This window comes from Serratia sp. LSHTC3, assembly GCF_057197125.1.
This window is the reverse complement of record NZ_JBXUNP010000001.1, coordinates 825,264-844,214: the sequence shown is the minus strand read 5'-3', so window position 1 is coordinate 844,214 and position 18,951 is coordinate 825,264. Positions and strand designations below refer to the sequence as shown.

The 18,951-nt window shown below is 60.1% G+C and carries 20 protein-coding genes; 14 read left to right on the top strand and 6 right to left on the bottom strand.

Annotated elements, in window-relative coordinates; translation table 11 throughout:
* Window positions 1-5: 5 nt before the first annotated feature.
* The 8 genes from pcaD (at window position 6) to benD (ending at window position 6,999) form a co-directional block, all read left to right on the top strand.
* Window positions 6-767 carry a 3-oxoadipate enol-lactonase gene (pcaD, locus tag AC2CGI_RS04020; RefSeq protein WP_130054803.1) on the top strand — a complete coding sequence of 254 codons (762 nt, stop codon included), beginning with the start codon at window positions 6-8 and terminating at the stop codon, window positions 765-767.
* 3 nt (window positions 768-770) lie between these two features.
* Window positions 771-1,886: a muconate cycloisomerase family protein gene (locus AC2CGI_RS04015; RefSeq protein WP_015378319.1), complete on the top strand. Its 1,116-nt coding sequence runs from the start codon at window positions 771-773 to the stop codon at window positions 1,884-1,886.
* A 17-nt stretch (window positions 1,887-1,903) separates the two neighbouring features.
* Window positions 1,904-2,194 (top strand): muconolactone Delta-isomerase, encoded by a 291-nt coding sequence (gene catC / locus AC2CGI_RS04010; protein ID WP_015378320.1) that lies wholly within the window; start codon window positions 1,904-1,906, stop codon window positions 2,192-2,194.
* 83 nt (window positions 2,195-2,277) lie between these two features.
* Complete coding sequence (catA, locus tag AC2CGI_RS04005) at window positions 2,278-3,207, top strand: catechol 1,2-dioxygenase (RefSeq protein ID WP_021505768.1); 930 nt, start codon at window positions 2,278-2,280, stop codon at window positions 3,205-3,207.
* A 95-nt stretch (window positions 3,208-3,302) separates the two neighbouring features.
* Window positions 3,303-4,679, top strand: a complete 1,377-nt coding sequence (locus AC2CGI_RS04000; protein WP_076740791.1) for a Rieske 2Fe-2S domain-containing protein — start codon at window positions 3,303-3,305, stop codon at window positions 4,677-4,679.
* Window positions 4,676-5,173 (top strand): benzoate 1,2-dioxygenase small subunit, encoded by a 498-nt coding sequence (gene benB / locus AC2CGI_RS03995; protein WP_033632703.1) that lies wholly within the window; start codon window positions 4,676-4,678, stop codon window positions 5,171-5,173. Before AC2CGI_RS04000 ends, benB begins: the two co-directional genes overlap by 4 nt.
* Before the next feature lie 15 nt (window positions 5,174-5,188).
* Window positions 5,189-6,214 carry a benzoate 1,2-dioxygenase electron transfer component BenC gene (gene benC, locus AC2CGI_RS03990; protein WP_076740717.1) on the top strand — a complete coding sequence of 342 codons (1,026 nt, stop codon included), beginning with the start codon at window positions 5,189-5,191 and terminating at the stop codon, window positions 6,212-6,214.
* Between the two features lie 2 nt (window positions 6,215-6,216).
* Complete coding sequence (gene benD / locus AC2CGI_RS03985) at window positions 6,217-6,999, top strand: benzoate diol dehydrogenase BenD (RefSeq protein WP_076740716.1); 783 nt, start codon at window positions 6,217-6,219, stop codon at window positions 6,997-6,999.
* A 16-nt stretch (window positions 7,000-7,015) separates the two neighbouring features.
* Here benD and arsC read toward each other — a convergent pair whose 3' ends face one another.
* The 3 genes from arsC to AC2CGI_RS03970 form a co-directional block, all read right to left on the bottom strand.
* Complete coding sequence (arsC, locus tag AC2CGI_RS03980; RefSeq protein ID WP_076740715.1) at window positions 7,016-7,444, bottom strand: glutaredoxin-dependent arsenate reductase; 429 nt, start codon at window positions 7,442-7,444, stop codon at window positions 7,016-7,018.
* Between the two features lie 14 nt (window positions 7,445-7,458).
* Window positions 7,459-8,748, bottom strand: a complete 1,290-nt coding sequence (locus AC2CGI_RS03975; protein ID WP_004935077.1) for an arsenic transporter — start codon at window positions 8,746-8,748, stop codon at window positions 7,459-7,461.
* Between the two features lie 69 nt (window positions 8,749-8,817).
* On the bottom strand, window positions 8,818-9,144 hold the full coding sequence (locus AC2CGI_RS03970) for a metalloregulator ArsR/SmtB family transcription factor (protein ID WP_004935082.1): 327 nt from the start codon (window positions 9,142-9,144) through the stop codon (window positions 8,818-8,820).
* Window positions 9,145-9,295: 151 nt separating this feature from the next.
* On the opposite strand from AC2CGI_RS03970, the gene AC2CGI_RS03965 reads away from it, so the two are divergent.
* From AC2CGI_RS03965 to AC2CGI_RS03950, 4 genes are all read left to right on the top strand, one after another.
* Entirely contained in the window at window positions 9,296-10,405 is a 1,110-nt protein-coding gene (locus AC2CGI_RS03965; protein WP_076740714.1) for a YbdK family carboxylate-amine ligase, read from the top strand.
* A 95-nt stretch (window positions 10,406-10,500) separates the two neighbouring features.
* Window positions 10,501-10,680 (top strand): hypothetical protein, encoded by a 180-nt coding sequence (locus AC2CGI_RS03960; RefSeq protein WP_004935085.1) that lies wholly within the window; start codon window positions 10,501-10,503, stop codon window positions 10,678-10,680.
* A gap of 212 nt (window positions 10,681-10,892) precedes the next feature.
* A complete protein-coding gene (locus AC2CGI_RS03955; protein WP_076740713.1) occupies window positions 10,893-11,489 on the top strand; it encodes a hypothetical protein in 597 nt (198 codons plus the stop codon).
* 2 nt (window positions 11,490-11,491) lie between these two features.
* Window positions 11,492-12,265 (top strand): DUF3307 domain-containing protein, encoded by a 774-nt coding sequence (locus AC2CGI_RS03950; RefSeq protein ID WP_075684970.1) that lies wholly within the window; start codon window positions 11,492-11,494, stop codon window positions 12,263-12,265.
* A 48-nt stretch (window positions 12,266-12,313) separates the two neighbouring features.
* Here AC2CGI_RS03950 and mgtA read toward each other — a convergent pair whose 3' ends face one another.
* Both mgtA and AC2CGI_RS03940 read right to left on the bottom strand, forming a co-directional pair.
* Window positions 12,314-15,013, bottom strand: a complete 2,700-nt coding sequence (gene mgtA / locus AC2CGI_RS03945) for a magnesium-translocating P-type ATPase (protein ID WP_015378331.1) — start codon at window positions 15,011-15,013, stop codon at window positions 12,314-12,316.
* Window positions 15,014-15,257: 244 nt separating this feature from the next.
* Window positions 15,258-15,956, bottom strand: coding sequence for an MgtC family protein (locus tag AC2CGI_RS03940; protein WP_004935097.1), 699 nt, complete (start codon window positions 15,954-15,956; stop codon window positions 15,258-15,260).
* Between the two features lie 435 nt (window positions 15,957-16,391).
* On the opposite strand from AC2CGI_RS03940, the gene AC2CGI_RS03935 reads away from it, so the two are divergent.
* Together AC2CGI_RS03935 and AC2CGI_RS03930 are read left to right on the top strand one after the other, a co-directional pair.
* Window positions 16,392-16,553: a hypothetical protein gene (locus tag AC2CGI_RS03935; protein WP_021505778.1), complete on the top strand. Its 162-nt coding sequence runs from the start codon at window positions 16,392-16,394 to the stop codon at window positions 16,551-16,553.
* A 61-nt stretch (window positions 16,554-16,614) separates the two neighbouring features.
* The gene (locus tag AC2CGI_RS03930) at window positions 16,615-18,000 is read left to right on the top strand and encodes a CoA transferase (RefSeq protein ID WP_076740712.1); all 1,386 of its coding nucleotides are present in this window, start codon (window positions 16,615-16,617) and stop codon (window positions 17,998-18,000) included.
* Here the strand turns inward: AC2CGI_RS03930 and AC2CGI_RS03925 are convergent.
* Window positions 17,997-18,872: a LysR substrate-binding domain-containing protein gene (locus AC2CGI_RS03925; protein WP_076740711.1), complete on the bottom strand. Its 876-nt coding sequence runs from the start codon at window positions 18,870-18,872 to the stop codon at window positions 17,997-17,999. The genes AC2CGI_RS03930 and AC2CGI_RS03925 overlap by 4 nt on opposite strands.
* Window positions 18,873-18,951 lie beyond the last annotated feature (79 nt).

Here is an 18,951-nt window from a genome sequence, read left to right as displayed (position 1 = left end):
CAATCATGGATATTGAATATCGTCTCGACGGCCCGGCCGACGCACCGCTGCTGGTGCTGTCCAACTCGCTGGGCACCACTTTCGAGATGTGGCAACCGCAGTTGGCGGCGCTGACCGAACGCTTTCGCCTATTGCGTTACAACCAGCGCGGCCACGGAGCCACCCCGTTGGCGAAAGCGCCACTGCAACTGCAGCAGTTGGCTGAAGACGTCATCACCTTGCTCGACCATTTGGATGCGCCGAACGCCCATTTTTGCGGCATTTCGATGGGCGGATTGACCGGGCTCTGGCTCAGTCGTTATCACCCCGAGCGCATCGGCCGGCTAGTGGTCGCCAATACCGCCGCCCGCATTGGCGACGCTGAAGGCTGGCGACAACGCGCGCAGCAGGTACGGGAACACGGGTTGGCGCCGATCGCCGCCACCTCCCCCGCGCGCTGGTTCTGCGCGGCATTCGCGCAGCGCCACCCCGAGCAGGTGGCGGCGCTGGTGGCAGCGCTGGCGGCCGGTAATCCACAGGGATACGCCGCCTGCTGCGAGGCACTGGCGCGGGCCGACCTGCGCGCCGAGATTGCCTTGATGACGCGGCCGATGCGGGTGATTGCAGGTGAGCAAGATCCGGTCACGACGGTGGCGGACGCCGAGTTTTTAGTCGCCAATGCGCCACTCGCCGATCTGCGGCGGTTGCCGACATCGCATATTTCCAACATCGCCTGTCCGGATCTCTTCAACCGCTGCGTTGTCGAGTTTCTTACTGAAAAGGAATGAAGCATGGAACTTCGCATTGAACGCATCGACAGCTGGCTGGTGGATATTCCCACTATTCGGCCACACAAATTGTCGATGGCCACGATGGGCTGCCAAACGCTGACGCTGGTGCGCATGACCTGCGCCGACGGCCTGATCGGCTGGGGGGAAGCCACCACCATCGGCGGGCTGAGCTACGGCCCGCAAAGCCCGGAGGGGATCAAGTCGGCGATCGACGGCTACCTCGCGCCGCTGCTGAGCGGCAAAAGCTTCAGCGGTCTGGCGCCGTTGGTTGCGTTGATGAATGGCCAGGTCCAGGGCAATACCTTTGCCAAGTCGGCGCTGGAAACCGCCTTTCTCGATGCCCAGGGCAAACGCCTCGGCCTGCCGGTCAGCACCCTGCTCGGCGGCGCGCTCAGCAACACCCTGCCGGTGCTGTGGACGTTGGCCAGCGGCGATACGCAGCAAGACATCATCGAAGGGCAACGCCTGTTGGCGGAAGACCGTCATCGCGCCTTCAAGTTGAAGATCGGCGCCCGGCCGCTGGAGGAAGATCTGCGCCACACCCAGGCTATCAAGCAAGCGCTGGGGCCGGAGATCAGCATTCGCGTCGATGTTAACCAGGCCTGGGATGCCGCCACCGCCGTACGCGGAATGGCGGCGCTGCAGCAGATCGGCATCGATCTGGTCGAACAGCCGGTGCCGCAATGGGATCGCACGGCGTTAATCCGGCTCAGTCAGCGCTTCACTCTGCCGATCCTGGCCGACGAAGCGGTGGCCGACGCTCACGACGGTTATGCATTGGCTGCGGGCGGCTTTACCGGCGCCTACGCGCTGAAGATAGCCAAGGCCGGCGGCCCGGCGCAGGCGCTGAAACTGGCGCAGGTCGCACAGGCCGCCGGCGTCGGCGTCTATGGCGGCACCATGCTGGAAGGCACGCTGGGCACCGTCGCCTCGCTGCACGCCTGGTCGACGCTGAAGCTGGACTGGGGCAGCGAGATGTTCGGCCCGCTGTTGCTGAAAGACGACGTGGTCACCACGCCGCTGCGTTTCGCCAACGGTCACGTCAGTCTGCCGTCAGGCCCGGGCCTGGGGGTCGATATCGATGAAGACAAACTGCGCTTTTATCGACGCAAATAACTACGAGGGACTACGCCATGCTATTCAAAGTTGAAATGGTCGTGAAATTACCGCTCGATATGCCTAAAGCGCTCGCCGACGAAATAAAAACGCGCGAAAAAGCATATTCGCAAACCCTGCAGGCGAGCGGAAAATGGCGACATCTTTGGCGCGTAGCCGGTAGCTACGCCAATGTCAGCATTTTCGATGTGGAAAGCAATGCCGAGCTGCACGAGCTGTTATTCGCCCTGCCGCTTTACCCTTATATGAAAATTCGCGTAACGGCGTTATGCCGACACCCGTCATCGATCCGCGACGATGACAAATAAAATACCGGGATAATAACCCGCAAGGTTAGCTGTTAATTCCTGTTCTCTGTATAACCTACATTATAAGCAATGAGGAATTCGCAATGTCTATATCCTTCAATCAACGTCAAGACATTATCAAATTGCTGGAAATCAGCAGCGGTTTTACTAATGATAACGGAGATCCGCGTTTCAAAAAAATCATGCATCATCTGCTGGGCGATATTTGTCAGCTCATCGATCGCTATGATATTTCCCCTGAAGAATTCTGGCAGGCGATCAACTATCTGCACGTCTTGGGCGAACGTCAAGAGGCGGCGCTCCTGGCCGCCGGCTTGGGGCTGGAACACTACCTCGATCTGCGCGACGACGAGCGCGAGCGCCAACAGGGGCTGAGCGGCGGTACGCCACGCACCATCGAGGGGCCGCTGTATGTGGCCAATGCGCCAGTGAGCGCCGGCTTCGCGCGGATGGATGACGGCGACGACGACGGCGAGGTGATGTGGCTGCACGGCCAGGTCAAAGGCGCCGACGGCAAGCCGCTGGCGGGGGCGGTGGTTGATATTTGGCACGCCAACACGTTGGGCAACTACTCTTTCTTCGATAAATCGCAGAGCGGCTTCAACCTGCGCCGGCGGATAACCACCGACGCCGATGGCCGCTACGCGGCGCGCAGCATCGTGCCGTCGGGCTACGGCTGTCCACCCGACGGGCCCACCCAGGCTTTGCTCAATCGACTGGGGCGCCACGGCAACCGTCCGGCGCATATTCATTTCTTCGTCTCCGCACCGGCGCATAAACACCTGACGACGCAAATCAATCTCAATGGCGACCGTTATCTGTGGGATGACTTCGCTTTCGCTACCCGCGATGAGCTGATCGCCAACCCGGTGAAAATCACCGATCCGGCGCTGGCGGCCAAACGCGATCTGCCCGGCCCGCATACCGAAGTGCAGTTTGATTTTACGCTTTATGCCGCGGCGGACCGCATCGAGCAGAACAGAATAAATCGCCCTCGCGCGCTGCAAGATTAATATTTTTCACACAAAAGAATAGCGACGCTAATAACGGGCAATCGGTTATTGATTGCCCACTGCCCCGTCTATCCATTTTCTATGAGGCCATGAACATGCATTCATTATTGAATCCGACAATATCTAAGCTGAAAGAAAAAATAAATCACGCTTTAATTATTGATAAAGAAAATGGCATATATCAGTGCAATCGCGGCATTTTTACCGACGAAGCGTTATTTGAACTGGAAATGAAAGCCATTTTCGAAGGCAATTGGATTTATCTGGCGCATGAAAGCCAAATCGCAGACTCAGGCGATTATTACACGCTCACCGTTGGGCGTCAGCCGGTGATGATCACGCGCGACAAAGACATGCAGCTGCATGCCATGATCAATAGCTGCTCGCATCGGGGCGCAATGTTGGCCAGCCGCAAGGCCGGCAATAAAAGTACCTTCACCTGTCCCTTCCACGGCTGGACCTTCAATAACGCCGGCCACCTGCTGAAAGCCAAGGACGAGAAAACCGGCGCTTATCCTCCCTGTTTCAAGCAGGACGGCTCACATGATGTGAAGCAGCTGCCGCGTTTTGAGTCTTATCGCGGATTTCTGTTCGGCAGCCTGAGTGATGAGGTGCAACCGCTGGAGGACTATTTGGGCGAAACGCGGCAGATCCTCGATCTCATCATCGATCAGGCTGAGAGCGGGCTGGAAGTTCTGCGCGGCTCATCCTCCTACACCTTCGACGGCAACTGGAAACTGCAGATGGAGAACGGTGCGGACGGTTACCACGTCAGCGTGGTGCACTGGAACTATGTCTCCACCATGGCGCATAGGGATGCCGCCAGCGGCACCCAAACCATGGACGCCAACTGCTGGTCGTCAAAAAACGACGGCGGAGCCTACGGCTTCAAGAATGGTCATCTGCTGTTGTGGACCCGGGTGCTGAACCCGGAGTCGCGCCCCATTTATCGGCACTTCACCCGTTTGAACGATGCGTTCGGCGCACACCGTGCCGACCTGATGGTGAACCAAACCCGCAACCTGTGCCTTTACCCCAATCTGTACATCATGGACCAGCTTTCCAGCCAGTTGCGCGTAGTGCGCCCGATTGCCGTCAATAAAACCGAAGTGACCGTATTCTGCTTTGCGCCGAAGGGCGAAAACGCCGACGAGCGAGCCTTGCGCATTCGTCAGTATGAGGATTTCTTCAACGTCAGCGGCATGGGTACGCCGGACGACCTGGAGGAATTCCGCGCCTGCCAGCTGGGGTTCAACGCCGGCAACATGCCCTGGAGCGATCTGAGCCGCGGCGCTACCCGCTGGCTGGAGGGCCAGGCTGACGACAACGCCAAAGCGCTGGGGATCGTGCCTGACATGACCGGCCCCCGCCCGGAAGATGAAGCCCTGTATCTCAGTCAGCATCATCATTGGCAAAACATTCTGCTGCGCCAGCTGGAGCGCCAGCAACGAAACGACGAGGTGGCGCAATGAGTACATGTAACCTGCAACAGCGGGTGGAACAATTTCTGTACCGCGAAGCTCGCCTGCTGGATGACCGGCAGTGGGATGACTGGCTGGCCTGCTACCATCCGCAGGTCGAATATTGGATGCCGGCCTGGGCTGACGACGATCGCCAGACGACGGATCCCCACAGCGAGATTTCGCTGATTTATTACGCCAATCGCGAAGGCCTGGAAGATCGCGTTTACCGCATAAAAACCGAACGCTCAGCCGCCAGCAGCATGCCGGAGCCGCGTACGGTGCATCTTATCAGCAACGTGGAGCTGTTATCCTCCGGCGCGGAACAGGCCGAGGTGAACTACCACTGGGCCACCTTCTATCACCGCTACAACCACACGGACACCTATTTCGGCTCAACCCGTTTGTGGATAGATCTTACCGGGGATGCGCTGCAAATTAAGCGCAAAAAAATTCGTCTGGATAATGACTATATCAATCATGTTATTGATATTTACCATCTTTAATACAGGAGGTGAGGTATGTCTTTTACCGTTGCCCTTAATTTTGAAGACGGTGTCAGCCGCTTTATTCAATGCAATCCGAATGAAAGAGTACTCGACGCCGCCTACCGACAAAAGATCAACCTGCCGATGGACTGCTCGGACGGCGTATGCGGCACCTGTAAATGCCACTGTGAGCAAGGAGAGTATCAGTTGGGCGATGACTACTTGGAAGAGGCGCTGTCAGAGCAGGAAGCCGCACAGCGGCGGGTATTGACCTGTCAGATGGTGCCGCTCTCGGACTGCGTCATTGAGGTGCCGATGCCCTCGACGATGTGTAAAACCGCCAGCGAAATGTTTACCGCCACCGTCACCTCCGCCACCGCCCTGTCGGACAGCGCCATCGAGTTCTGCCTGACGCTGGATGATGAGCGGGGCATCGCGTTCCTGCCGGGACAATATGTGAATATCGACGTTCCCGGCAGTGCGGCCAGCCGCGCCTATTCGTTCAGTTCGCCGCCCGGCAGCCGGCAGCTCTCTTTTCTGCTGCGCAACGTGCCCGGCGGCATGATGAGCCGTTATCTGACAGAACGGGCGAGCCCCGGCGACGCGATCCGTCTGCGCGGCCCACAGGGCAGTTTCTATCTGCGTGCGCCGGTGCGGCCGATGTTATTTTTGGCCGGCGGCACCGGGCTGGCGCCGTTCCTTTCCATGCTGGAATATCTGGCGCTCGGCGGCAGCGAACAGCCGGTGCATCTAATCTACGGCGTCACCCATGACCACGATCTGGTCAAGCTGGAACAGCTGGAGGCGTATCGCCAGCGTCTGGCGAATTTCAGCTATCTGACCTGCGTGGCCAGTGAAACGTCGTTTTCGACGCATAAAGGGTATGTCACCCAGCATCTCGACGAAAGCCTGCTTAATAACGGTGACCTGGATGTGTATCTGTGCGGGCCGCCGCCGATGGTGGAAGCGGTGCTTGGCGATTTTCAGCGACGCGCCTTTATCCCGCATAGCTTCCATTATGAGAAGTTCGCCCCCAGCCAGGCCGATGGGAGGAGTTGACCATGGATAAATCACGTTTCAGCGGCCAGGTAATGGCGATAACCGGTGCCGCTCAAGGCATCGGCAAAGCGGTGGCCGAACGCGCGGCTCGGGAAGGGGCGAGTTTGGCGCTGATCGATCGCTCCCCCTATCTGGAGGAGGTCGTAGCCGTTTTACGCGAGCGCGGCACCGATATCATCGCCCTGCAGGCCGATTTGGAGCACTGGGAAGAAGCACGCGAGGCGCTGGATCAGGTGCAACAGCACTTTGGGCGCGTGGATATTATGGTGAACAATGTGGGCGGCACCATCTGGGCGCGACCATTTGCCGACTATGCGCCGCAACAGATTGAGGCGGAGATTCGGCGTTCGCTGTTCCCGACGCTATGGGGTTGCCGCGCCGTGTTGCCGCATATGCTGGCGCAAGGGAGCGGAGTGATCGTCAACGTTTCTTCGGTCGCCACGCGCGGCGTCAATCGCGTTCCCTATTCCGCAGCCAAAGGCGGCGTCAACGCCCTGACCCAATCACTGGCCTTTGAATACGCCGGCGCCGGCATTCGCATCAACGCCACGGCGCCGGGCGGCACCGAAGCGCCGCCGCGGCTGACGCCGCGCAATCGCGAATCCCCGACGCAGCAGGAAGAAAGTTGGTATCGACAGGTGGTTGAGCAGACTCTCGACAGCAGTCTGATGCACCGCTACGGCAGCGTCGATGAACAAGCCGCCGCTATTCTGTTCCTCGCCAGCGCCGAAGCCAGTTACATTAACGGAACGGTGCTGCCGGTCGCCGGCGGCGATTTGGGGTAAAACAGGCGCCGGGGGATCAGCGTACGATCCGCCGGCCCTGCGCATCAATCACCGGCTCCCCGTCCTCTTTGCTGAAGGCGCCGCGCTGCGGAGCCGGCAGAATCTCCAACACCGCCTCCGACGGACGGCACAGGCGCGTGCCAAGCGGCGTCACCACGATGGGGCGATTGATCAGGATCGGCTGTTGCACCATGAAGTCGATCAGTTGATCGTCGCTCCAGCCGGCTTCATCCAGCCGCAGCTCGGTATAAGGCTCGACGTTTTTACGCAACAACGCGCGCGGCGTCATGTTCATGTCGGCCAGCAACGCAATCAACTGTTCGCGGCTGGGGGGCGTTTCCAGATACAGAATCACCTCCGGCTCAGCGCCGCTGTTGCGGATCAGCGCCAACGTATTGCGCGACGTGCCGCAGGCGGGGTTGTGATAAATTTTGATGTCGCTCATGTCAGTTGCTCCGGTTATGGCAAAACGGACAGCCGCAGCACCAGCGCGGCCAGGGTGACGAACAGAATTGGCAGCGTCATCACCAGTCCCACGCGGAAATAATAGCCCCAGGTAATGACGATGTTTTTCCTTGCCAACACATGCAGCCACAGCAACGTGGCCAGGCTGCCGATCGGGGTGATTTTGGGGCCGAGATCGCTGCCGATGACGTTAGCGTAAATCATCGCCTGCCTGATGACGCCTTCCGCGCTGCTGCCGTCGATAGACAACGCCCCCACCAGCACCGTCGGCATGTTATTCATGACGGAAGAGAGAAACGCGCTCAGGAAGCCGGTGCCGAGCGTCGCCGCCCACAGCCCCTGCCGCGCCAGCGCATCCAGCACGCCGGACAGCAGATCGGTCAAGCCGGCATTGCGCAGCCCATAGACCACCAGATACATACCCAGCGAGAAAATCACGATCTGCCAGGGCGCCCCGCGCAGCACTTTGCCGGTATCGATCGCCCGCCCGCGTTTCGCTACCGCCAGCAGCACCAGCGCGCCACAGGCGGCGACCAAACTCACCGGCACGCCGAGCGGTTCCAGGGCGAAAAAGCCGATCAGCAACAGCGCCAATACCGCCCAACCGGCTCGAAACGTCGCGCGATCGCGGATCGCTTCCCGCGGTACCGGTAAACGCGTCAACGCGTAGCCCGGCGGAATATCCTTGCGGAAGAACAAATGCAACATCACCAGCGTCGCCGCCACGGCGACGAGGTTGACCGGCACCATCACCGCCGCATACTCCGTAAAGCCCAAGTGGAAGAAATCCGCCGAAACGATATTCACCAGGTTGGACACCACCAGCGGCAGGCTGGCGGTATCGGCGATAAAGCCCGCCGCCATGACGAAAGCCAGCACCGCCGCAGGACGAAAACCGAGCGCCGACAGCATGGCGATCACGATCGGCGTGAGGATTAACGCGGCGCCGTCATTGGCGAACAGCGCCGCCACCGCCGCGCCCAACAGGAGCATATAGGTAAACAGCCAGCGGCCCTTGCCGTTGCCCCAGCGCGCGACGTGCAAGGCGGCCCAGGCAAAAAAGCCGCTTTCATCCAGCAACAGGCTGATGATGATGACGGCGATAAAGGTCGCAGTCGCATTCCAGACTATCTGCCATACCACGGGGATGTCGCCGACGTGCACCACGCCGCTCAATAATGCCAATCCCGCCCCGATCGACGCACTCCAGCCAATACCCAGCCCCTTCGGTTGCCAGATGACCAAGATCAACGTCAGAATAAAGATCGCCCCTGCCACTATCATCGCTGTCCTTCCGCCCCTTTAAGTTTACACATTCGATTTTTCATATGTGTTTGCGTAAATTTTTTACCGTTACGGGCAACCTTTCGCCACGCGTTGCGCTAACTCCGTCATCTGTTCTGGCCGGCACTGATAAGCCTGCTCAATAATCGCCGCCGCCCAGGCCGGCATATGCGGCGACAGGCGATAATGTATCCATTTACCCTCGCGCCGATCGAGCAGCAGCCCGCTTTCACGCAGCATCGCCAGATGCCTTGAAATCTTGGGTTGCGGCAGCGCCAGTGCACCCGACAGCTCGCACACGCACAGTTCACCGGCGTGGCGCAACAGCAGCACCAAGGTCAGACGCGTCTCGTCAGACAGGTTTTTAAACAGCTTCAGCGGCGTCAATGACGGCATGTCACACTCCCGTTAACCTTTCTCTTCACCACAACTCGCTCGTGAAGATACCAGCTTCACATGCGAAAAAACAAATATAAAATGCAAAACGTTGCCCCCCTCACCGAGACATATACTTATCTTTATGCCGTTCTTGCAGGAAGGAGGTACCATGCCGCTCACATTCAAACGTTCGGAAAGGCTCTCCATCGGCACCGAAATAGAGTTACAGCTGGTCGATGCCGAGCACTACGATCTTACGGATCGAGCCGATCGGGTGGTCAGCGCGGTCGGCGACCGCCGGCGCGTCAAGCATGAGCTCACCAAATCGATGGTGGAGCTGAACAGCTCGGTGCACCGCGATCTCGATGAGCTGCACACCGAGCTGCGCGCCCTGACCCATACCGTCCGGCGCAGCGCGCAGCGCCTGGGCTGTGACGTCTGCGGCGGTGGCCGCCACCTGAGCAACGACTGGCGCAAGCAGGTCATCAGCGACAACGCGCGCTACAGGCAGCTGGCCAGCCGTTTTGGCTATCTCTCCAAGCTGGCCTGCGTGTTCGGCCAACACATTCACCTCGGCGTCAACGACGGGGACGAAGCGATGTACCTGTGCCATGCGCTGACGCCCTACTTTCCGCAGTTGATCGCGCTCAGCGCCTCGTCGCCGCTGTATCAGGGGGTCGACACGCGCTTTGCCAGTTCCCGCTTCAGCGCCCAGAACTCCTTCCCCAACTACGGATGCCTGGAACACATCTACAGCTGGCATGAATTCAACGCCTACTACGAACGGTTGAATGCCGCAGGCGTGATTGAAAGCGTCAAGGATATTTACTGGGATGCGCGGCCAAAACCGGAGCTGGGCACGGTAGAGATCCGCATCTGCGATACGCCGCTGCGCCTCACCCACGCCGTGCTGCTGGTCGGTTACTGCCGCCTGCTGGCCGATTTTCTGTTGCAGCACCGCTCACCGATCGCGCCGGAATACGATGCCTTCACCAATTACAACAAGATCAACGCCTATCGCAGCGGCTTTGCCGCCGAATACGTCGATCCCGCGACGCTGCGCCGCAGCAGCCTGACTGCCCACATCCTGCACACTCTCGAAGCGCTGAGCGGTTTTGCCGAGCGACGGGAGGATCGTGCCCTGCTGCAGGCCGTCGAGCGCCATGTCCGCCAGGGCATCAGCGATTCGGAGCATATCCGCCAGATGTTGCACAACGGCCTGCCGCAAGCTCAGGTGATCAAGCGCCTGTGCGATGAGCTGTTGCAGCCTGCAAGTTAAGTTTCGGCTATCGATTCCATACGCCAAAGCCGCTGTTCATTATGTGCTCTTTCGCTACAATCGTGAGCACTGACATTCACCGTATCGAGGACACCATGTACAACTTCTCCCGCTATCAGGCAAAAGAACTGGCGCTGGCTTACATGAGCGGCAAAAAACACGATCTGTCGCCGCAGGAATTTTTGCAGCAGCTGAAAAGCAGCGAGCGATCGTTTGAGCATCTGCTGAAACACGGCAGCGAAATGCCGCGTGACGTGCTGGTTAAAAGCTTCTGAACAGCCGATTGCCGGCCATTTTCCCTCTACGCCGCCGGTGGCGAGCCTGGCAGGCCCGCGCATTCCCGGCCGTTCATCCCACGTTCCTCATCCTGCCCGTTTCGCCCTCACAGGCGAAAACCCCACAGATTCGCCCCTAGAGGCGAATTATTGACATATTCGTATCCAGGTGCGAATTTATAGTCATCCCTCCGCAAATAATGGAACACGCCATGCCGACGCCAATCAGCGTAATCAGCGGCGATCTGGTCGATTCCCGCCGCTCAGACACCGTCAACTACCTCAATGGGCTGCATAACCTGCTCGATCGGCTGCGGCGTGACCGGCGGCTGCATCAGGTGGAAATCTTTCGCGGCGATGCCTTCCAGGCGCAGGCCGCCCCGGAGGAGGGGCTGTTGCTGGCGGTGTACATACGCCTCGCGCTGCGGGCGATGGGCGCCGCGCACTGGGATGCGCGCATCGCCGTCGGGCTGGGTAGCCAACGGCCCGACGCCGCCGGTTACGGCAGCGCCTTTATCAACTCCGGCAGCGCGCTGGACGCCATGGCAAAAAATTGCCGGCTGGCTCTGAAAACCGACAACGATCGGACAAACGCCATTGTCAGCGATCTGCTGCCGATGTTAGATCATGTAATTGGCCGCCTGTCACAGGCCGAAGCGCGCATCGTTCAGGCGAGAATGTTCGCCGACAGCGGCGCCGCCGTGGCGGACCAGCTGCAAAAAGCCGCCTCCACGGTCTCCGCCGCGCTGAAACGCGCGGCCTACGAGGAAATCATGCGATTTATTCACGCCATTAACAGGATCGTCTGACCATGGATCTGACCTATGCGCCTTTGCTGGCCTGGCTGTTGATCGTCCATCTGCTGGCGGATTTTCCGCTGCAGCCGCTGAGTTGGGTGGAAGATAAAATCCAACATCGCGCGCGTTCGCGTTTTCTGCTGTTGCACGCGTTGCTGCACGGGGTGCTGGCCGCTTGGGCGGTGGCCGGTTTCGGCCTGCTGCACGGCGGACTGTCTTCACTGCAGGTGCTGGCCAGCCTGCTGGCCATCGCCGTCAGCCACTACCTGATCGATTTGCTGAAAGTCACTGCGATGAACCGCCTGAGCCCGGCCCGCAGCTTTCTGCTCGATCAGGGATTGCATCTGGCGGTGATCGCCTTGCTGTGGCTGGGGCTGACGCCGAATGCCGGTGAACTGCTCGCGGCGTTGGGACGGCAACTGGGGAGTTGGCAAACCGGCCTGGTGCTGGTGGCCTACAGCCTGATTTATCTGCCGATGAGCCTGCTGATTGGGCAACTGCTGGCGCGCTGGACGCCGCAAATGCCGCCTTCGGCCAAGGCCGACAACGATTCGCTGCTGCGCGCGGGCAAACAGATTGGCTATCTGGAAAGAACGCTGATCCTGACCTTTGTGCTGCTGGGGCAAATTCCGGCGATCGGTTTTTTACTGGCGGCCAAATCTATCTTCCGTTTCGGCGATCTGCGCCAAAGTGACGATAAGATGCGTACCGAGTATGTGCTGCTCGGCACGCTGTTTTCCTTCACGCTGACCATCATGCTCGGCCTGCTGGTCAACAAACTGCTGTAGCGGTGCGGGGGCGACGAATTTCGCCCCCGAAGTGAACGCCGAGGCGGCTTACAGCCACTCGCCAAAGCGGCGGATATAGAAACGCTTCATCAACTGCGCGACCACGCAGTAGCTGACCAGCGTTGCGGCCAACCACGGGAAGTATTCCCACGGCAGCGGCTGCAGGCCAACCAGGGCGCCGAGCGGCGAGAACGGAATGTAGATGCCGAGCGCCATCACCAACCCGGTGGTCAGCAACACCGGCAGCGCCGCGGTGCTCTGAATGAACGGGATCTTCTGGGTGCGCAGCATATGCACCACCAGCGTTTGCGACAGCAGCCCCTCAATGAACCAGCCGGACTGGAACAGCGCCTGGTGTTCTACGCTGTTGGCGGCGAACACGTACCACATCAGCGCATAGGTCGTAATATCGAAGATCGACGAGGTCGGCCCAATCCACAGCATAAAGCGCCCGATGTTTTTGGAATCCCACTTGCGCGGCTTGCGCAGGAACTCTTTGTCCATCTTGTCCCACGGCAGCGACAGCTGGGAAATGTCGTACATCAGATTTTGAATCAACAGGTGGATCGCCAGCATCGGCAGGAACGGGATGAAGGCGCTGGCCACCAGCACCGAAAACACGTTGCCAAAGTTGGAGCTGGCGGTCATGTTCAGGTACTTGATGATATTGCCGAAGGTCTCGCGCCCTTTGATCACCCCCTCTTCCAGCACCATCAGATTCTTTTCCAACAGGATGATGTCCGCCGATTCCTTGGCGATGTCGGTGCCGGTGTCGACCGAAATGCCGACGTCGGCATCGCGCAGCGCCGGCGCATCGTTGATGCCGTCGCCGAGGAAGCCGACGGTATGGCCGTTGCTCTGCAACATTTTCAGCACCCGCGATTTTTGCAGCGGCGTCAGCTTGGTGAAGACCGTGCGTTGTTCCACTTCGCGCGCCAACTCTTCGTCATCCATCTGTTCAATCTGCAGCCCGGAGAGCGGCTCGCCCGGCTCCAGCCCGACATCGCGGCAAATCTTGCAGGTGATCACCGGGTTGTCGCCGGTCAGCACCTTCACCGTCACGCCGTTTTCCTGCAGTGCGGCGATCGCCTGCTGCGCGCTCTCCTTCGGCGGATCGAGGAAAGTCAGCAGCCCTTGCACCACCATGTCGCGCTCGTCGGCCACGCTCAGCGGTTCGGCCGGGCGCTGCGCATCCAGCTCGCGCGTCGCCAGCACCAGCACGCGGAAACCGTCTTCGTTATACTCGCGGGCCAGCGCCTGCAGCGCCGCACGGCGCGCGTCGTCCAGTTCCAGCGTTTTGTCGCCTTCGCGCACGTGGGTGGCGATCTCGAGCATCTCCTCTACCGCGCCCTTACAGATCAGCTGCTGCTTGCCATTTTCGTCCGCCACCACGATCGACAAACGGCGGCGCACGAAATCGAACGGCAGCTCATCCACCTTGCTGAAACGGCCCAGGGCTTCGATCCCCGGTTTGCCGCGCCCGAAACGGATCACCGCCTGGTCCATCAGGTTCTTCATGCCGCTCTGATGGAAGCTGTTCAGCCAGGCCAGGTGCAACACCTCGTTATCCCTGGCGCCAGTGACGTCGATGTGGTGCTCGAGAATGATGCGATCCTGGGTCAGGGTGCCGGTCTTGTCGGTGCAGAGCACGTCCATGGCGCCGAAGTTCTGAATGGCGTTCAGGCGCTTCACCACCACCTTGCGGCGCGACATGGCGATCGCCCCTTTCGCCAGGTTGGAGCTGACGATCATCGGCAGCATTTCCGGCGTCAGGCCGACCGCCACCGCCAGTGCGAACAGCGCCGCCTCGCTCCAGTCGCCCTTGGTGAAGCCGTTGATCAGCAACACCACCGGCACCATCACCAGCATGAAGCGAATCAGCAGCCAGCTGACGCTGTTCACCCCGCGATCGAACGCGGTTTGCGCCCGCGAACCGACGATCGACTTGGCCAACGAGCCGAAGTAGGTGCGCCCGCCGGTCGCCACCACCACCGCCGTAGCGGTACCGCTGGCGACGTTGGTGCCCATCAGGCAGATGTTGGACAGCTCAAGCAGCGCGTTCTCGCTGGACACTTCCCCTTCGCTCGACTTCTGCGCCACGTTGCCCATCGCATCGTATTTCTCGATCGGGATCGCCTCGCCGGTCAAAATCGCCTGGCTGATGAACAGATCGCGCGAGGCGATAAGACGCACGTCGGCCGGCACCATGTCACCGGCGGAGAGCTGGATGATATCCCCCGGCACCAGTTCGCGGATCGGCACTTCCAGCGTCAGCGGATGCGCGCTGTAGCTGCTGCGGCGCAGCACCGTAGCGGTGGTGCGCACCATCGACTTCAACGCTTCCGCCGCTTTGTTGGTGCGGTATTCCTGCCAAAACCGCAGCAGCCCGCTCAACGTGACCATGGTCAGAATGATGATGACGCCGGTGAGTTCAGTTTCTTCACCGCTCTGGAGCGGCAGCCAATAATCGGTAAAGAAACTGATCGCAGCCAGCACCATCAGCACGAAGATAAACGGGTTGTTAAAGGCCTTGATCAACTGAATCAAGGCATGCGGCGCCTTGTCGTGGGCGACCTGGTTGGCGCCGAACTGCTCCAGCCGCTCATCGGCATCGTCCTGGGTCAAGCCGTTGCGGTTGCACTTCAGGTTCGCCAGCGTTTGGGCGATGCTGTTGGTCGCCTCTTGCGCAATGGCGTAGGTCACCGCGTCTTTATCACGGCGACGCATTCTTTCATTAATCTGAGTCATAACGCTATTCTCTTATTTTCGTTCTGCGCACAGGGAGATCCCGCCCGATAAACAGGTGACTCTGCGCAGAGTGGAATTTTTTAATTAGCGTGACTGAATAGCGTGATTACCCTGTCAGCCACGCAAGAATCATTTCCCTTCCGGGGTCATCGTCCATAACGCCTCCTTAATGTTCCGCGTTATTCAAGGCACTCATGAATAAAACCGAACATATAATAAAGTTAATCAATATTTATATTATTACTCAGACCGGTAATTCGGACGCGACGCGCCAACGCACGGCACTCACGCTTTTTTCCAGACTGACGCGGCAAACAATGCCCTCAATTTCTTTTTGCGCGGCCGGCGTAGCGGTAATTTCCGCGCACACTTCCAATTGCCCCGGGCTGGCAATATCGGCGCTGCGCAAGGATTGCAGCCGCAAGGCGACGCCGTTCAGCGCCTGCAGAATCAGGGTGCGCACCAGAATTTCATCCTGCTCGCCGCAGGTCACCTGAATGCGATAGCACAGTTCCAGATCGGTCGCCTGCTGGTGCGGCTGCAGGTTGATGCGCTGCGCGGCCTCGCGCAGCAGGATATTGGCGCACAGGATCACCAGCGTGGCGACCACCGCATCCCAATGCTGGCCCAGGCCGCACAGGACGCCGATCCCCGCCGAACACCACAGCGTGGCGGCGGTGTTGAGGCCGCGAATGTTCAGCCCTTCACGCATGATTACGCCGGCGCCGAGGAAGCCGATACCCGAGACGATCTGCGCGGCCACCCGGCCGGCGCTGGCCGGATCGGTGGACATGGAGCTGAGAATGAAGACCGCCGCACCGGTCGCCACCAGCGCATTGGTGCGCAGGCCGGCCATGCGTTGGCGCCACTGGCGCTCGGCGCCAATCACCGCGCCCAGGCACATCGCCAGCAATAAATTTAAAACGAAAGGAGTCATAGCCATGACTTTCCCCTTAATTAATCACAGGAGATAAAATCATGTGCTGTTTAGCACACGCGAAAACGCGCTGAAAATAAATCAGCGAATCAGCGTGTCATGCCTGGAGGGAAAAGGCTGTGGCTGCAGAATACCATAATAACGTCCAACTCAATTCGCCTGAAGCCACCTGGCATCAGGAAACGTTTTCTTATTCGGGTATGCACAGCTCAGAAATAACTGGAGAGGGGTGCTGCCCGCCGATAACGGCAAGCAACAAATCAGAAGAGAATTGGTCAGCTTGCCTTATTTATTTTATTACAACTACAACTGTCCAATTGGGTTTCTCCACCGAAATTTTGGCTGAGTATAGTGACGTCGGGTAATGAAGTAAAGGCTAATTTATTAAACGAAAAATAAACTGGAATACCCGCAATGATATTTCGATGTCACAAATAGAAGATGGCGACATTGGGCGCCGACGCCGCCTTCCGGCCGCTGCATCAGGCCCTGTGGGACAAAGCGCTGACCGCCAACTTCAGCGCGCAGCCATTCGCCGGCGTAGCGGCCCGCAGCCTGCGCGCCAAACTGGCCGATAGCCGCACGTTCGACGTTGCGCCTTAGCAAGGTCGCCGGCGGTGGGCTACGCTAGGCTATATTTCCGACGACCCGCAAGGAGTGGCCGATGACGCCTCTGATCCACACTCTGCTCGACGAAATTTGGCAAAGCCTGGGGCAGCGCCCCGCCCCCGCCGACCGGCTAACCGTAAGCGGCACCGGCGCATTGCCTTCGGCTTTTCCCGTAACCGAATTGGCTACCGCCGCCTGGAGCGCCGCCGGTTTGGCCTGCGCCGAGTTGCTTCGCCGCGAGGCAGCCGACGCGCCGCAGGTCTGGGTCGATCAACGCCTGGCCTCGCTCTGGTTCGGCTGGACGCTGCGTCCGCTGGGGTGGACGCTGCCTGCGGCCTGGGACGCGCTGGCCGGCGACTATGCGACGACGGATGGCTGGATACGCCTGCATACCAATGCGCCGCACCATCGGCGAGCGGTGGAGCAGGTGCTGGGTTCGGCATCGGATAAAGGCACGCTGGCGGAACGCGTGCTGGGCTGGAAAAAAAGCGAGCTGGAGGAAGCGGTGATCGAAGCCGGCGGCTGTGCGGCCCAAATGCGCTCGGCGGCCGCGTGGCGACAACATATTCAGGGCAAAAGCGTAGCGCTCGAACCGCTGATCCACGTCTCGCTGCAGCCGGAAGCGCCACCGCCGGGCTGGGCGCTTCCCGTCGCCCGGCCGCTGCACGGCGTACGGGTGCTGGATCTGACGCGCATTCTCGCCGGGCCGATCGCCACGCGTTTTCTTGCCGGTTTGGGTGCCGACGTGCTGCGCATCGATCCCTACGGTTGGGATGAGCCCGGCGTTGAACACGAAGTCATGCTGGGCAAGCGCAGCGCGCGCCTCAACCTGACCAATGCGCACGATCGCCATACGTTTGAACATCTGCTGAGAAACACCGACGTGATCGTGCACGGCTACCGTGCCGGTGCGCTGGAGAAGTTGGGTTATGGCGCGGAGGAAAGGCGCGCGCTGGCGCCGGGCCTGATAGACGTCTGCCTGAATGCCTATGGTTGGAGCGGGCCGTGGCGCACCCGGCGTGGTTTCGACAGCCTGGTACAGATGAGCTGCGGGTTGGCGGAGGCGGGCATGGTTTGGCGCAGCGCCAGTTTGCCGGTGCCGTTGCCGGTACAGGCTCTGGATCACGCCACCGGCTATTTGATGGCGGCGGCGGTGCTGACCGGTATGGCGCAGCGCCTGAGCCGCGGCACCGGCTACCACGCGCGGCTGTCGCTGGCGCGCACGGCGCAGCTGCTGCTGGCGCATCCCTGTTCGGCAGATTATCGGCCGGAACCGCTGGCGCCGGCCGGCCCCGCCGACGAGAACCCGGAAACGGAATTGACTTACTGGGGGGCCGCGCAACGCCTGCGCGCCCCGTTAAGCCTGCAGGGTACGACGCTGCAATGGGCGCTGCCGGCGACCACGCTCGGCACCTCGCAACCGGAATGGCTACGCCGCTAAATCGCCGCCAACTGTTGCTGCAGCCACTGCAGCAAGCGGGTGACCGCCGGCGTCAACCCGGCGGTCTGCGGCCACACCAGATAAACGTCGTCATCGCTCAGGCGACAGGGCGCGGCCAACGCCATCAGTCTCCCGGCGTCGAGGGCATCCTGCACCAGCAGCTTTTTCGCCAACGCGATGCCAAACCCTTGCTCCGCCGCACGAATCAACAATCCGGCATCGTTGAACAACGCCTGTTGCCGCCCGCATAACGGCCGCCCCTGCGCGTTGAACCAGTCGCGCCAGGGACTGACGTCGTGCTCGAGCAACGGAATATCGCCACCGTTCTCGAACGCAGCCCCCCATTCTCGCGCCATATCCGGCGAAGCGACCGGCAGCACGTCACCCGACGCGATGCGCTGCGCCTGCAGCCCCGCCCACTGGCCGCTGCCGATGCGGATCGCCGCATCAAACCCACGCTGCGACAGATCCTGCAGCGTCAGCGACGCATCGATATCCAGCGCAATATCGGCGCAGGCTTCATGGAATGCCGGCAGACGCGGCAACAGCCAATAGTGGGCAAAAGACGGCAACACGCTGATGCGCAGCGTCTGGCTTGTCGCCGCACGCCGGGCGCGGGCGACGCCCTGCTGCAGCGCCTGCAGCGCCGGCTCTACCGCCGCCAGCATCTCTTTCCCGGCCGCATTCAGGCGCACACCGCGCCCGCACCGTTCAAACAGCGGATAGCCGACCGCCTGCTCCAGCAACTGAATTTGCTGGCTGACCGCACCGTGCGTCAAATGCACCTGCTGCGCCGTGGCGCGCAAATTTTCCAACCTGGCGGCGATCGCAAAGGTCGGCAAGACATGCAGGGGAATGCGTTCATTCATCATTGGTTAACCAGGCTATCCAAAAAGGTTATTTTTCATCGATTTTGACCGGCAGGCAAATGTTCTATGTTTACCCCATCAT